Consider the following 13585-nt stretch of genomic DNA (forward strand, 5'->3'; position numbering starts at 1 on the left):
AACAAAAATACCAAGGACTGCGGCAGAGTGTTCATTTCTTGCGCAGAGGATTCTTGCGGCGGCCCTCGGACGCCCATGCTATCAGCGCCGCATGACCGCTTTTCTGCCCGATCTCGCACTGCCCGTCCTGCTGGCCGCCCTTGGCATCGGCCTTGTGGCGGGCGTGGTCAAGGGAATGGTCGGTTTCGCCATGCCCATGATCATGATCTCCGGCCTTTCGAGCCTGATCCCGCCGGAACTGGCGCTCGCCGGACTGATTCTCCCGACGCTCGTCACCAACGGGATGCAGGCGCTCAGGCAGGGGGCCGGCGCCGCGTGGCAGTCGGTCAAGCGGTTCCGCCTGTTTCTTCTGGTCGGGCTGGTGTTCCTGCTGGGCGCCGCGCAGCTTGTGACGGTGCTGCCGGTGCGCTGGCTGCTTCTGGCCATCGGCCTGCCCATCACGCTGTTTGCGGTGCTGCAACTGGCGGGCTGGCAGTTGCGCCTTGCCCCCGGCACCCGCCCGGGGCTCGAGGCCGGGATCGGCGCCTTTGCCGGCTTTATCGGCGGGCTGTCCGGTGTCTGGGGGCCGCCAACCGTGGCCTACCTGACCGCCATCGGCACCGAGAAGACCGAGCAGATGCGCGTGCAGGGCGTGATCTACGGTCTGGGCGCGCTGGCGCTGACCGTCGCGCACATCGGCTCGGGCGTGCTGAACGAACGCTCCGTCTGGTTCTCGGTCATGTTGCTGCCCACCGCCGTTTGCGGCATGTGGATCGGCAGCCGCATCCAGGACCGCATCGACCAGCGCGCCTTCCGCCGCGCCACGCTGGCCGTGCTGCTGGTCGCGGGCCTGAACCTCGTCCGCCGGGCGCTGATGGGCTGACCGGCGGCGCCGGCCGCGCTAGACTTCCCTTCATGACCACGCTCACGGATCACGTCACGGCGCTTGTCGACGCGGAACTGGCGATGCACCCGAAGGCCACGCGGGCCGACCGGATGCTGCTGGACGACTTCCGCCGCCTGCGCGCCCGCCACCTCCCGATCACCGTGAACATCCCGGGCGGCGCCACCACGACCTGCATCATGGTCACCCGCTCCAACGGCGCCTACACGCTGGTCTGGCTGCCGGAGGCGCAGCTCTTCTCGCTCTGCGTCGACTCGATCTTCGGCCCGGTGGACATCGGCGTGCACGGCGCGGCGCTGGCCTGCTTCTCCTCTGTCTGAAGCGCGGACTTCCCGTCCTTTCAAGTGGATGCCTCAAGCGGTAGCACCCGCGCCTTTCCACCTGTTCCCGATACACGTGCAGAAAGAAGACCGCAAATCCCGAATTGCGAACTTGGGATAATTCCGGATTGAGCGCCCGGATTTGCAAAGGGCAGGGGATAACTTCTGACCGGGCGGAGTGAATGAAGCCCCATCAAAGCCCGAGTCCGGCGGGCCCCCCAATCCAAGCAGACGTGCATGAAGTCCGCACCCTGCGCCGATCCTGTGCCGTGGCGCGCCCCCACTCCTGGGCAGGAGCACGCCACCGCCACCGGCCCCAACGATCAGGGCTGACGCCAGTTAACGCCACTTGTTTTCAAGGTCGGAACCGGGCAGTGCGACGCGCGGGCACCAAGTTGACCAAGGGCAGCCCCCGCACCGGCATCGCCGGGAAAGGACCGACTATGGAATTCCCCACTCGACTCAATTCGGGAAATGCACAAGAATAACAACCTATGGTTGGGGCGCTTTCCGCCTATGGAAAAGATTCCCAATTAATTTGAGAGTCCTGTGAATTAAGTCGGGGTTTTATGTCGCCCGCGGGAAACGGCCTTATTTACGCCTTTTTTGCGCGACAGACGGCGGCGAATCGGTCTTAATTCCGATCACCAACTTATTTTTGGAGGTTACTAATGAAGATCAATACGTTCCTTGGCGCTGCCGCAATTGCAATTTCCGCTATCGCCACCGCCGCTTCCGCCGGCCACCAATCCTATGACGGCCCGATGGACCCGGTCACCCCGGGCTGCGACCGCTATCGCAGCGGTCTTGCTTCGTACGACGTGTGCTTCACCGGGGGCGAACCCTACGTGCAGGGCCACTATTCCTCTCTGGCCTGCGCGGACCCCTACAAGGGCACCCGCTTCGTCTGGAAAAAGCCCTTCCTCGCCAAGGGCCGCTACGTCCTGACCTGCACCGACAACTGATCCGTCCATCACGGACCCATGACGCGCGCGCCCCGGCATTACCGGGGCGCGTTGCGTTCAGGCCCGCAAACCAGTCACGCCAGCCGCACCGGCTGCCGCCTGCGGCCCCAGGTCCCCGGCGGCCCGACGAAAACCCCCGGCAAGGCCGTCCCGCAGACCACGCAGGCGCCGCGGTCGTCGAGGCCCCAGTCCGACAGCGCGTACCAGTCCCGCCCGATGACCTTCGTGCCGCAGCCCGCGCAATAGCTCGACTGCGCCGCCTCGTGATGCACGTTGCCCACGTAGACATGCCGCAGCCCCGCGCCCTTCGCGATGGTCCGGGCGCGCAGCAGCGTCTCCACCGGCGTCCGGGGCACGTCGAGCATCCGGTAATCCGGGTGGAAGGCGGTGAAATGCACCGGCACGTCCGGCCCGCAGGCCTCCACGACCCACTCTGCCAGCGCCGTCACCTCTGCCTCCGAATCGTTCTGGCCGGGGATCAGCAGCACCGTCAGTTCCACCCAGCAGGCGGTCTCGCGCACGGCGTAGCGGATCGTTTCCAGCAACGGGGCCAGCGCGGCCCCGGTCAGCTCGCGGTAGAACCGTTCGGTAAAGCCCTTTAGGTCGATGTTGGCCGCATCCATCGCGCCGAAGAACGCCTCTCGCGGCCCGCCCGAGATGTAGCCCGCCGTCACCGCCACCGATTTCACCCCTGCTGCCCGGCAGGCCGCGGCGGTGTCCAGCGCGTATTCGTAGAAGATCACCGGGTCGTTGTAGGTGAAGGCCACCGACCGGCAGCCGCCCCGCACTGCCGCCGCCGCGATCATCTCCGGCGTGGCGCGGGCGCTCATGGCGTCGACCTCGCGGCTTTTCGAGGTCTCGTGGTTCTGGCAGAACTTGCAGGCAAGGTTGCAGCCCGCCGTCCCGAAGGACAGCACCGGCGTGCCCGGCAGGAAATGGTTCAGCGGCTTCTTCTCGATCGGGTCGATGCAGAAGCCGGTCGACCGCCCGTAGGTGTCCAGCACGATCTCGCTACCCTGCCGCATCCGGACAAAGCACATGCCGCGCTGACCGTCGCGCAACTGGCATTCGCGCGGGCAGAGCGTGCACATCAGCCGCCCGTCCGGTTGTTCCCGCTGAAGGACGATCTCGCTCAAGGTGCTTGGTTTCCTCTCTCCGACGCGAGACAATGATAGGGCAACGGAAGGCAGATGACGATGACCACCACCCGACAGCCCGCCGTCGCGGGGCGATTCTACCCCGGCCAGCCGGGCGCGCTGGCGTCCGAGGTCGCGGCCCTGCTGGAGGGCGCGGCCGCCGCGCCCGAACCGCCCCTTGCCGTGATCTCGCCCCACGCGGGCTACGCGTTCTCGGGGCGGCTGACCGCGCGGGCGCTGGCCGCGACGCGGGACGCCACGCCCGGGGCCATCGCCGTCCTCTCGCCCTCGCACCGCCACGCCTTCGACGGCATCGCCGCGCCGTCGCAGGACGCCTTCACCCTGCCCACCGGCACCGTCCGTATGGACACCGCCACGCGCGACGCGCTGATCTCCAAGGGGCTGATCCATGAGGAGGACGCCGCCCACGACCATGAACACGGCGTCGAGGTGCAGCTTCCGGTCCTGCACGCCCTGCACCCCGGCGTGCCGGTGCTGCCGCTGGTGGTCGGGCGGGCGGACAACTTACAGGTCGCGGCGGTCATCGACGCGCTGCCCGAAGGCACGCTGATCGTCCTCTCCTCCGACCTCAGCCACTTCCTGACCCGCGACGCCGCGCAGGCGAAGGACGCGCGCACCGCTGAACGGCTGGAGACCGGCGCCGCCCCCGACCTGCGCCCCGAAGAGGCCTGCGGCGCCCGCGCCATCGCGGGGTTCTTCACCTCCAGACTGGCAGAGGGCACGCGGCTGACCCGTCTCGCCATGGCGAACTCGGGCGAGGTCACGGGCGACGACAGCCGGACCGTGGGGTACGGCGCATGGGCGATCACGGCGGGAGAGGCGGCCTGCCTCGACACCGGCCAGCGCAGACGGCTGCTCAGGACCGCGCGCGAGGTGCTGGCCTCCAGCCTGAGCCGTGGCAAGCCGCCGCTCATCGACACGGCGAGCTTTCCGGCGCCATTGCAGACCTACGGGGCCAGTTTCGTGACGCTGGAACAGAAGGGGCGGCTGCGCGGCTGCATCGGCAGCCTTAGGGCGCACCGCCCGCTGGTCGAGGACGTGGCCCTCAACATCCAGAAATCCGCCTTCGAGGACCCGCGCTTCAACCCGCTGAAGGAAAGGGAACTCGACCGGACCTCCATCAAGATCGCGATCCTGTCACCGGCGCGGCGCATGACCTTTGCCGATCAGGAGGATCTCGAATCGCAGCTGGTGCCGGAACGCGACGGGCTGATCCTGCGCGACGCGGGCCGCGCGGGGACCTTCCTGCCGATGGTCTGGGAAAAGCTGCCCGAGCCCCGCGCCTTTGTCGAGGCGCTGAAGGTCAAGGCCGGGCTGCCGAAGGATCACTGGAGCGACACGCTCACCATCGACCGGTTCCACGCGGAAACCTTTGCCGAGGGGTGAGGCGCGCGCTCAGCCCTTGCGGCGCGGCGGTTCCGTCCCGCCGGGGCGCGGCTTGCCGCCCGTCTTGCCCTTGAACTTCGACGGACCCTTGGCGCCGTCCTTCGGCGTGCCCTTGAACGACCCCTTGCCCGGACCCTTGGCAGGCCCCTTGCCGGGGCCCTTCGCCGGACCGCGTGACATGCGCTGCGACGGGTCGGAGGCGTTGCTGCGGTAGGCGGGTTTCGCCGGCGCGGCGTCGCCGTCCTTGGTCGTGCGCGGCTTGTAGGGCTTCTTCGGGCCATCCCGGTCGGACCGTTCGCGATTCGGTTTGCCGTATCCCTTGCCCTCGGTGCGCTGGGTGAACTTGCCCGCCGGCTTGCCTTCGGACCTGCCCTCCGGCCGTGCGGCGGGCTTCTTCGGGCGCGGCGCGTCGGCGGCCGGGGCGGCAGAGGCCTCGGCCCGCGGCGCGGCTTCGCTCACCGGGGTGGATTTGGCGGCAGGGGCAGGGGCAGGGCGTTCCGCCCGCTCGGTCCGCTCGGGACGGTCTTCGCGCGGCGGGCGCGGCTTGCGGTCCGGCCGGGCGCCCCGGTCGTCCCGGTCATCGCCACGGCCGCGATGCGGCTTCGGCCCCTTGCGGAACCCGTCGTCGCGGCGCGGGCCGGAGGGGCGGCGCGCAAACTCCGGCTCTCCCTCGACGGCACGGGCGGTGATGTTGTCGGCCAGCATCCCGTCGGCCCCCAGCGCGCCTTCGAAGGCGGCAGCCCGGGTGGCGGCGATCTCGACAAATGTCTCCGTGTCCTGGACCCGGATCGCGCCGATGGCGTCCTTTTCAAGATCCGTGGCGCGCAGGATCAGCGGCAGCAGCCAGCGCGCTTCCGCCCGGTCGTTGCGGCCCGCCGACAGCGCGAACCAGCGGCTCGGGCCAAAGCTCTTGGTGTCGCGGCGCGCGGGCGTGTCGGGGCTTTGCAGGTCTTCCGGCGCGGAATGGCGCGCCAGGTGCATGCGGACCAGCGCGGCAGCCACCGCCTCCGGCCCGTGCGCCTCAAGCAGGCGGGCGGCGAACTCGGCCTGCTCTTCCGGGACGCCCATCTGCCAGGACGGATCGTTCAGCAGCTTTTCCTCGTCGCGGGCCGAGATATCCTCCGCCGAGGGAGGCACGGTCCATTCCGCCGTGATCTTCGCCCATTTCAGGAGGCGCTCCGCTTTCCCCACCGACTTCGGCGGCACGATCAGGGCCGATATGCCCTTCTTGCCCGCGCGTCCGGTGCGGCCCGAACGGTGCAGCAGGCTTTCGGTGTTGGTCGGCAGATCGGCGTGGATGACCAGCGACAGGTTCGGCAGGTCGATGCCCCGCGCCGCCACGTCGGTCGCCACGCAGACCCGCGCCCGCCCGTCGCGCATCGCCTGCAGCGCGTGGGTGCGTTCCTGCTGGCTCAGTTCGCCGGACAGGGACACGACCGACAGGCCGCGGTTGTGCAGCCGCGCGGTCAGGTGATTCACCTGCGCGCGGGTGTTGGCAAAGACGATGGCGCTTTCGTCGTCGTGAAAGCGCAGCAGGTTGAAGATCGCGTGATCCGAATCCGCCTGCGCCACGCGCAGCGCCTTGTAGGCGATGTCGGCGTGCTGCTTGGCCTTGTTGATCGTGTTGATCCGGAAGGCGTCCTTCTGGAATTCCTCGGCGATGCGCCCGATGACCGGCGACACCGTGGCCGAGAACAGCAGCGTGCGCCGCTCGGCCGGGGCGGTCTGGAGGATGAACTCCAGATCCTCGCGGAAGCCCAGGTCCAGCATCTCGTCGGCCTCGTCCAGCACCACGGCGCGCACGTCGCTCAGGTCCAGCGCGCCGCGCCGGATGTGGTCGCAGAGCCGCCCGGGCGTGCCCACGACGATATGCGTGCCACGTTCGAGGAAGCGCCGCTCCTGCCGGACGTCCATGCCGCCGACGCAGGAATTCACCATCGCGCCGGTCTTTTCATACAGCCAGCGGAGCTCCTGCATGACCTGGAAGGCCAGTTCGCGGGTGGGGGCCACGACCAGCGCCAGCGGCGTGCCGGCGGGTCCGAAGGCCTGATCCTCGCCCAGAAGCGTCGGCGCGATGGCAAGGCCGAAGCCCACCGTCTTGCCCGATCCGGTCTGCGCCGAAACCAGCAGGTCGCGCCCATCGGCGTCCGGTGCGGTCACGGCCTCCTGCACGGGGGTGAGGGTGTCGTAACCGCGCTCGGTCAGCGCGTCGGTCAGGGCAGGAATCATGCGGAGCGGCTCCGGAAAAGGGGCGTCCGGGATCGGACGCGGAAAGGTCGGCATCTGGCAGGATGCGGGATAAGTCTACCGGAAAGCCGGTTGCAAACACGTCAAAACGACAGGACGGACCCTTTCCCGGTGCCAGCCCGGGCGGTCGACCTGTCGCGTTATCGGAAGAATGGTGGAGCCTAGGGGGATCGAACCCCTGACCTCTACAATGCCATTGTAGCGCTCTCCCAGCTGAGCTAAGGCCCCATCTTCTGGTCTTCTCCGGCCGGCCGCATGGCCTGTCGGAGTGTCGTCCCTGGGCGGCGCATCCGCGCCGTGCGGGGGTGATTACGAGAAGCCGCCAGCAGGATCAAGCGGAAAATGCACCCTGCGCCGCGGCTTTTGTCCCAACCCCTTCCGGGGCGTGGTCAGCCCCTCCCCCGCGGGGAGAGGCCAGGGCGTGCGATCAGGAATCGTCGTCCTCGTTGGACACGTCGGTGATGTCGTCGAGCGAGACGTTGTCGTCGTCCTCGTCCTCCAGAACATCATCGTCGTCCAGATCGACTTCGACATCATCATCGTCCAGCAGGTCGACGTCTTCCGAGTCCTTCTTCTTCGCCTTCGAGGCCTGGTCCTCGGCGTCCGCCGCGATCATGCTGCGCTTGCCGGTGTCGAGGTTCACGACCTCACCGGTGTACGGGCTGACGATCGGATTGCGGTTCAGGTCGTAAAAGCGCTTGCCGGTGGTCGGGCAGACGCGCTTCGTGCCCCATTCTTCCTTCGGCATGGGTGATCCCCTCTTGATGCTGGGACCTGGCGGGCCCCCGTCGACAATCTTCGCCCCCTGCCATATGACCGGTTCGATGTCAAAGCTTTTGGGGGAAGGCGTCATATGGGGCAGATCCGCCTGACTGGCAACCCCGAGATTGCAGTCACCGTGCGCCGGTCCGCCCGCGCACGCCGGCTGAGCCTGCGCATCTCGCAGCTCGACGGCCGCGTGACCCTGACGCTGCCCCGCGCCGTGCCGGAGGCGGAGGGCCGCGCCTTCCTGCGCGCCAAGGAGGCCTGGCTGCGCCGCCACCTCGAAACTCAGGGCGCGCCGGTGCCCGTGGGCCTTGGCGCACGCATCCCGCTGGAGGGCACGCTGCACGAGATCCTGCCGGGGGCGGGGCGGTCGGTCACGCGCGGTGACGGCGTGCTGCACGTGCCCGGCGATCCCGACCGGGCGGCGGCGCGGCTTCAGGGCTATCTCAGGACGCTGGCCCGCGACCGGCTGGCCGCGGCGTCGGATTTCTACAGCGCGAAGCTCGGCAAACCCTACACCCGGCTGACCCTGCGCGACACGCGGTCGCGCTGGGGGTCCTGCACCTCCGACGGCGGGCTGATGTATTCGTGGCGGCTGATCCTCGGCCACCCCGAAGTGCTGGATTACGTCGCCGCCCACGAGGTCGCGCACCTCAGGCACATGAACCACTCCGACCGTTTCTGGGCGGAGGTCGAGCGCCTGTATGGCGACTGGCGAGCGCCGCGCAAATGGCTGCGCGATCACGGCAACGAGCTGCACCGCTACCGCTTCGACTGACCCGCGACAGACCCGACAGGCGCCGCCCCGTCAAGACAGGTATCCCTGCCTGTGCAGGCGTGCGCGCCGTCCCCACATCTTAAGGTAGTAAAGTCACACCCGAAGGAGGGTCCGATGACCATGCTCCACTCCCGCGCGGGGGCCATCCCGCTCGAAGGCCTGCCGATCACCGCCGAACAGCAGGAACGCCTTTCCCACACGCTGCGCTGCGTCCCGGCGGATCACCTGCGCAGCCTGCAACGCATCGTGATCCGCGACCGGCAGGTGCGCGACGAACGCTCGGGAGAGATGCGCGAATACGCCGGCGGCTCCACCAATGCGGCGCAGCGCGGCTGGAGGGACCTCTCGCCGCACCAGCGCCGCTTCTGGATCATGCTCGACATCGACAGCTTCGATCCGCGCCAGCGGCCGATCAACAACCGCCCCGGCGGCAAGCACTACACGCTGCTGCACGAACTGGGGCACCTCGTCGACTGGAGCTATGGCGCGCTGAGCTGGATCATGCGCAACGATCCCGAGGGCTTCCGCCTGCTGGCCCGGCAGCCGCACACCGGCATCACCCAGGGCACGCAGGAGCGGTTCGCCGACGCCTATGCCGACCTCTATTTCCACCCGCCGGAGCGGACGCGCGACGACCCGCGCATCCGGTGCATCCTGCAAAGCCCGCCGTTCCGCACCGCCTGGACGCCGCACACCGAGATCGCCGTCTGAGCCTTCGCCGCCATAGAAAAGGGAGGGCTGCAGCCCTCCCTTTCCCTGCCATGCCCGGGCATGGTCTGGTTTGGGGCTCTTCACATACCCAGGTACATGACAAGCCGGAGGGTGCCGCAGGTGTGTGTCTTGAACCGGCACCGCATCCGAACGAAGGACGCGCCCCGGACGCCCTCCGATCCCTTGCCGGGGCCTGTCCGGCCCGGCGCTTGACCCTATCCACGAACGCGGTGGCGAGGCAGTTTCAGAAAATTCAACTTGACGTTGCGTCATTCTGAAGTTTTCCCGCCCACCCGCGCCGCGCAGAGACCGATTGACCTGCCGCGAATTTGTGATCACATGCGCCCATGCAAACCGTTCCCCTGAAGACCGAAGTCACCGCCTCTGCCCACGACCGCGTCTATCGCGGGCTCCGGACCCGGATCATGCACGGCCAGATCGGGCCGGGGCAGGCGCTGACCCTGCGCGGCATCGGCAAGGAATTCGACGTCTCCATGACACCCGCGCGCGAGGCGGTGAACCGGCTGGTGGCCGAAGGCGCACTGTCCATGTCGAACTCGGGCCGCGTCGCCACGCCGGAACTGTCCAACGAACGGATCGAGGAACTGGCGGCGCTGCGTGCGCTCCTCGAGGTCGAGCTGGCCTCCCGCGCGCTGCCGCGGGCGCACATGGCGCTGATCGACCGGCTGCAGACCATCAACGCCACGATCGCCGACGCGGTGTCGAACCGCGACGCGGTGGCCTACATCCGCACGAACCTGGAATTCCACCGCGCGCTTTACCTGCGCGCGCAGGCGCCCGCGATGCTGGCCATGTGCGAAACCGTCTGGCTGCAACTGGGGCCGACGATGCGCGCGCTCTACAGCCGCCTGCGCCGCACCGATCCGCCGCAGTACCACCGGCTGATCATCGCCGCGCTGAAGGCCGGGGACGAGCCCGGCCTGAGGCTGGCGGTGCGCACAGACGTGACGCAGGGCTTGAGGATGATCGCAGACCGCATCTGACGAACCCGCGAAGGCCGGCGCACCGCCCGCCCGTCCTGCGTATGTCCGGCGGAAGGCGGCCCGAAGGCCCGCCCTACAAACCCGCCCGCCCGTGGCCATCCGGTCACGCCGCGTCAAGACGCCCGCTTGTGGCCACAGGCAGGGGCGCGCATACCCCGGGACCGCATCGCCCCCTCCGGAAAGAGCCGCCATGCCGTCAGATCCCTCCGCCAGCCCGCCGCGCCGCCAGGTGCTGTTCAAGTTCCTGCTGCTGCTGGCGCTGATCGCCGGTTATTTCGCCTATCTCTGGGTGCGTTTCGATGCGGCGACGGGCGCCGTCACGGCGGGGCTGACATGGGCGTTCTTCGTGCTCTGCACCCCCATCGCCGACGCGGGTTTCCTGCTGGATTTCCCGCTGCGTGTGCTGTTCGGCATCCGCATGGTGATCTCGGAACTGGCGGTCTGGGCACTGGCGGGCGGCATCGTCGGCGCGACGCTGCTGCTGGCGCCGGCATATTTCGACACCACGGTCCTGACCCGGCTGTTCCACCAGATCCTCGTGCACCCCTGGCCCTACTGGGGCGTCGTGGCGCTGTCCGCCGCCGGGACCTTCCTGTCGGTGCGGATCGGGGACGAGCTGATGGACGTGCTCCACCACCGCGACCGGGCGTTCTTTCACTCCCACGCCTTCAAGCGGGAGCTGATCCAGATCGCGGCCTTCGCGGCGGTGGCCATCGCGTATTACCGGCTCATCGCGTCACTCGGGCTGGAGAGCGTGCTGTAGCGCGGATCAGGAGGTCGCGGCGCCGAGCGCGGTGTCCATCAGCGCCTTGATCTCCGCCTTGCCGGTCTGCGCGACGAGACGGCCCAGTTCCCGCTCGCCCTTCAGAACGACGAGGGTGGAGCGGCGCGGGATGTTCAGCATGCGCGACAGTTCGCCCTTGCCGTGGATGTCCCAGTCCACGTCGATGAAGGTGATGTTCTGCTCGTAGGCCGGGTTCTCCTGCTTGAGCTCGGTCAGGACGCGCTGCTGGGCGGCGCAGGTCGAACACCAGCTTGCCCGGAAGTCGAGGAACAGCGTCTCTCCGGCGGCGAGCCGCTGGGTGGTGAGGCCGGGCGTGTACTCCAGCGCGGCGCGGGCGGCGAAGGGCAGGGCGAGCGCGCCCGCGGTCAGGGTCAGGAAGCTGCGGCGGTGCATGGGAAACTCCTTTGGCAAGGGTCGGGAGGAAAGGGTCAGAGCGAAACGGAAAGGTCGATCAGCCAGCCGGGCAGAACGCCGATCAGCCAGGCCTCGACCATATGGTGGAGGTTGAAGAGGAGCGCCAGCCCGGTGGCGGCAAAGACCACGCCCAGCACCGGCCGGGCCGAGACCGCCAGCCGCCGGAGCGTCGCGTTGTGCCGCCCGATGGCACCGCGCGTGCCGTAGGCCAGCCCGAGGATCAGGGTGGAGACGCCCATGGCGAAGGCCGCCATGATCGCCGTGACCCGCAGGAGGCTCTCGCCCTGCGAGGCAAGCGCGATGGCGCCGCCCAGCGTCGGGCCGATGCAGGGGCTCCAGACCGCGCCGAGCAGCAGTCCGCCGAGGAACTGCCCCCGCAGCCCGCTGCGGTCGACACCGTCCATCCGCATGTCGGCGCGCGCCGCCATCCCCGCCGTGGCCCCGGCCAGCACGGCCCCCGCCCGCGGCACCAGCAGCGCCAGCCCGAAGACCACCATGAGCACCGCCCCGGCCTTCGAGATCGTCTCCACGTCGAGGCCGACAAGGTGCCCGAAGGCGGTGACGGTCACGCCGAGGATCACGAACGACAGCGACATCCCCGCCGCCATCGCCAGCGGCCCGCGCGGACTGGCCTGCAGCGCGCCCGCCAGCACGATCGGCAGCACCGGCACCACGCAGGGGTTGATGAGCGTCAGCAGCCCCGCGCCATATGCGAAGACGAGTTCCATGGGGAGATATGACCCGAGCACGCGGCCGCTGTCACCGGGCAAACGGCTGACGCAGGGTCACGTCCGCGCCAGCGATTGTTTCAGGGGGCAGGCGGTGGCGCCTGTGGTGCGGACGGGAGCGAGGGGCCGGCCCCTCGCGCTCCCCGGAGTATTTTTGAAGCAAAGAAGCAGGGAAGGGTGAGGGTGCTGAGGCGCGGTGCGGTGTGGGGCAGCACGTGGGCGGAAGTGCCGGGATGCGTTGAGGCGTTGGCGCGGGGAGGTGCGCCTTTGGACGGGGAGTCCGGGCGCGCAAAAGTGCGCGGGGCACCGGCTTTCGTCAGGCGGAGGCCGGGGCGGGGCGCGCCCTGCCGGCGCGGCCTTGTTGGGGAGAGGAACAGTGGGCGGTGGGATCGGGAGGGCGGCCGGTCAGGCCGCCAGCCCCTTTGCGCCCATGTTCAGGTATTTCGCCCGGCGGGCCTGCACCAGTTCGCCGCGTTTCGCGCCGCCCAGTTCCTTCAGCATGGTCGCGATGGCCTCGCCCACGGAGGCGAGCACCGCATCGCGGTCGCGGTGCGCGCCGCCTTTCGGTTCGCGGATGATCCGGTCGCAGACGCCCAGCTGGTAGAGGTCCTGCGCGGTCAGGCGCAGCGCCTCCGCGGCCTCGCGCATCTTCTCGGCGTCCTTCCACAGGATCGAGGCGCAGCCCTCGGGCGAGATCACCGAGTAGACCGAATGTTCGAGCATCGCGACGCGGTTCGCCGTGGCGAAGGCCACCGCCCCGCCCGAGCCGCCCTCGCCGATGACCACGGTCACCAGCGGCACGCCGATCTGCAGGCATTTCTCCGTCGACCGGGCGATTGCCTCGGACTGGCCGCGTTCCTCGGCGCCCTTGCCGGGGTAGGCGCCGGGCGTGTCGATCAGCGTCACCACCGGCAGGCCGAAGCGGTCCGCCATGTCCATCAGGCGCACCGCCTTGCGGTAGCCCTCGGGCCGGGCCATGCCGAAGTTGCGGTCGATCCGGGACGAGGTGTCATGGCCCTTCTCGTGGCCGATCACCATCACCGGCTCGTCGTTGAACCGCGCCAGCCCGCCCATCACCGCGTGGTCGTCGGCGAAGTTCCGGTCGCCGGCCAGCGGCGTGTACTCGGTGAACAGCGCCTCGATGTAGTCCTTGCAGTGCGGGCGTTCCGGGTGGCGCGCGACCTGGCACTTCCGCCAGGGCGACAGCTTGGCGTAGAGGTCCTTGAGCAGCGCATCGGCCTTCTTGTCGAGCGCCTTCGCCTCGGCTTCCACGTCCATGCCGGGGTTCTCGCGCGCCATCGCGCGCAGTTCTTCCGCCTTGCCTTCGATCTCCGCCAGCGGCTTCTCGAAATCGAGGTAGTTGGCCATGCGGTGTCCTCCATGATGCTGGGCGCTATATGGCGCTTGCAACAGCGGAACGCAACAAAGCAAGATTTGTCGCCC

The 13585-nt window shown here is 68.8% G+C and carries 14 protein-coding genes and 1 tRNA gene; 8 read left to right on the top strand and 7 right to left on the bottom strand.

The window, feature by feature from the left end; genetic code table 11:
• The first annotated feature begins 91 nt into the window (after positions 1–91).
• The 3 genes from CDO87_RS13240 to CDO87_RS13250 all read left to right on the top strand — a co-directional run bounded on the left by CDO87_RS13240 (position 92) and on the right by CDO87_RS13250 (position 2168).
• Entirely contained in the window at positions 92–862 is a 771-nt protein-coding gene (locus tag CDO87_RS13240; RefSeq protein WP_100929208.1) for a sulfite exporter TauE/SafE family protein, read from the top strand.
• 32 nt (positions 863–894) lie between these two features.
• Positions 895–1203, top strand: a complete 309-nt coding sequence (locus CDO87_RS13245) for a hypothetical protein (protein ID WP_100929209.1) — start codon at positions 895–897, stop codon at positions 1201–1203.
• A 671-nt stretch (positions 1204–1874) separates the two neighbouring features.
• Entirely contained in the window at positions 1875–2168 is a 294-nt protein-coding gene (locus tag CDO87_RS13250; protein ID WP_100929210.1) for a hypothetical protein, read from the top strand.
• Positions 2169–2242: 74 nt separating this feature from the next.
• Here CDO87_RS13250 and amrS read toward each other — a convergent pair whose 3' ends face one another.
• Positions 2243–3304 (bottom strand): AmmeMemoRadiSam system radical SAM enzyme, encoded by a 1062-nt coding sequence (gene amrS, locus CDO87_RS13255; protein WP_198521719.1) that lies wholly within the window; start codon positions 3302–3304, stop codon positions 2243–2245.
• Between the two features lie 60 nt (positions 3305–3364).
• Here amrS and amrB point away from each other — a divergent pair, with 60 nt between their 5' ends.
• The gene (gene amrB / locus CDO87_RS13260) at positions 3365–4711 is read left to right on the top strand and encodes an AmmeMemoRadiSam system protein B (protein ID WP_198521720.1); all 1347 of its coding nucleotides are present in this window, start codon (positions 3365–3367) and stop codon (positions 4709–4711) included.
• A 9-nt stretch (positions 4712–4720) separates the two neighbouring features.
• Here amrB and CDO87_RS13265 read toward each other — a convergent pair whose 3' ends face one another.
• From CDO87_RS13265 to CDO87_RS13275, 3 genes are all read right to left on the bottom strand, one after another.
• A complete protein-coding gene (locus tag CDO87_RS13265) occupies positions 4721–6940 on the bottom strand; it encodes a DEAD/DEAH box helicase (RefSeq protein WP_100930965.1) in 2220 nt (739 codons plus the stop codon).
• A gap of 170 nt (positions 6941–7110) precedes the next feature.
• Positions 7111–7186 (bottom strand) — tRNA-Ala (locus CDO87_RS13270).
• Between the two features lie 199 nt (positions 7187–7385).
• On the bottom strand, positions 7386–7706 hold the full coding sequence (locus CDO87_RS13275; protein WP_100929212.1) for a TIGR02300 family protein: 321 nt from the start codon (positions 7704–7706) through the stop codon (positions 7386–7388).
• Positions 7707–7811: 105 nt separating this feature from the next.
• Here CDO87_RS13275 and CDO87_RS13280 point away from each other — a divergent pair, with 105 nt between their 5' ends.
• The 4 genes from CDO87_RS13280 to CDO87_RS13295 all read left to right on the top strand — a co-directional run bounded on the left by CDO87_RS13280 (position 7812) and on the right by CDO87_RS13295 (position 10979).
• Positions 7812–8501 carry a M48 family metallopeptidase gene (locus tag CDO87_RS13280; RefSeq protein ID WP_100929213.1) on the top strand — a complete coding sequence of 230 codons (690 nt, stop codon included), beginning with the start codon at positions 7812–7814 and terminating at the stop codon, positions 8499–8501.
• A gap of 114 nt (positions 8502–8615) precedes the next feature.
• Positions 8616–9212 (top strand): hypothetical protein, encoded by a 597-nt coding sequence (locus CDO87_RS13285; protein WP_100929214.1) that lies wholly within the window; start codon positions 8616–8618, stop codon positions 9210–9212.
• 347 nt (positions 9213–9559) lie between these two features.
• Entirely contained in the window at positions 9560–10216 is a 657-nt protein-coding gene (locus CDO87_RS13290; protein WP_100929215.1) for a GntR family transcriptional regulator, read from the top strand.
• Between the two features lie 190 nt (positions 10217–10406).
• Positions 10407–10979, top strand: coding sequence for a hypothetical protein (locus tag CDO87_RS13295; RefSeq protein WP_100929216.1), 573 nt, complete (start codon positions 10407–10409; stop codon positions 10977–10979).
• Positions 10980–10985: 6 nt separating this feature from the next.
• Here the strand turns inward: CDO87_RS13295 and CDO87_RS13300 are convergent, their stop codons facing one another.
• The 3 genes from CDO87_RS13300 to CDO87_RS13310 form a co-directional block, all read right to left on the bottom strand.
• Positions 10986–11393: a thioredoxin family protein gene (locus CDO87_RS13300; RefSeq protein ID WP_100929217.1), complete on the bottom strand. Its 408-nt coding sequence runs from the start codon at positions 11391–11393 to the stop codon at positions 10986–10988.
• Positions 11394–11428: 35 nt separating this feature from the next.
• Entirely contained in the window at positions 11429–12142 is a 714-nt protein-coding gene (locus CDO87_RS13305; protein WP_100929218.1) for a cytochrome c biogenesis CcdA family protein, read from the bottom strand.
• Between the two features lie 405 nt (positions 12143–12547).
• Positions 12548–13510: an acetyl-CoA carboxylase carboxyltransferase subunit alpha gene (locus CDO87_RS13310; RefSeq protein WP_100929219.1), complete on the bottom strand. Its 963-nt coding sequence runs from the start codon at positions 13508–13510 to the stop codon at positions 12548–12550.
• Positions 13511–13585: the final 75 nt, after the last annotated feature.

It is taken from the genome of Sagittula sp. P11, assembly GCF_002814095.1.
In the GTDB taxonomy this organism is placed as follows: domain Bacteria; phylum Pseudomonadota; class Alphaproteobacteria; order Rhodobacterales; family Rhodobacteraceae; genus Sagittula.

Excerpts from the sequence above, each read along its gene's own strand:
- CDO87_RS13240 (WP_100929208.1), top strand. The coding sequence starts at position 92 with ATGACCGCTTTTCTGCCCGATCTCGCACTGCCCGTCCTGCTGGCCGCC.
- CDO87_RS13245 (WP_100929209.1), top strand. The coding sequence starts at position 895 with ATGACCACGCTCACGGATCACGTCACGGCGCTTGTCGACGCGGAACTG.
- CDO87_RS13250 (WP_100929210.1), top strand. The coding sequence starts at position 1,875 with ATGAAGATCAATACGTTCCTTGGCGCTGCCGCAATTGCAATTTCCGCT.
- amrB (WP_198521720.1), top strand. The coding sequence starts at position 3,365 with ATGACCACCACCCGACAGCCCGCCGTCGCGGGGCGATTCTACCCCGGC.
- CDO87_RS13265 (WP_100930965.1), bottom strand. The coding sequence starts at position 6,940 with ATGATTCCTGCCCTGACCGACGCGCTGACCGAGCGCGGTTACGACACC.
- CDO87_RS13275 (WP_100929212.1), bottom strand. The coding sequence starts at position 7,706 with ATGCCGAAGGAAGAATGGGGCACGAAGCGCGTCTGCCCGACCACCGGC.
- CDO87_RS13280 (WP_100929213.1), top strand. The coding sequence starts at position 7,812 with ATGGGGCAGATCCGCCTGACTGGCAACCCCGAGATTGCAGTCACCGTG.
- CDO87_RS13285 (WP_100929214.1), top strand. The coding sequence starts at position 8,616 with ATGACCATGCTCCACTCCCGCGCGGGGGCCATCCCGCTCGAAGGCCTG.
- CDO87_RS13290 (WP_100929215.1), top strand. The coding sequence starts at position 9,560 with ATGCAAACCGTTCCCCTGAAGACCGAAGTCACCGCCTCTGCCCACGAC.
- CDO87_RS13295 (WP_100929216.1), top strand. The coding sequence starts at position 10,407 with ATGCCGTCAGATCCCTCCGCCAGCCCGCCGCGCCGCCAGGTGCTGTTC.
- CDO87_RS13300 (WP_100929217.1), bottom strand. The coding sequence starts at position 11,393 with ATGCACCGCCGCAGCTTCCTGACCCTGACCGCGGGCGCGCTCGCCCTG.
- CDO87_RS13305 (WP_100929218.1), bottom strand. The coding sequence starts at position 12,142 with ATGGAACTCGTCTTCGCATATGGCGCGGGGCTGCTGACGCTCATCAAC.
- CDO87_RS13310 (WP_100929219.1), bottom strand. The coding sequence starts at position 13,510 with ATGGCCAACTACCTCGATTTCGAGAAGCCGCTGGCGGAGATCGAAGGC.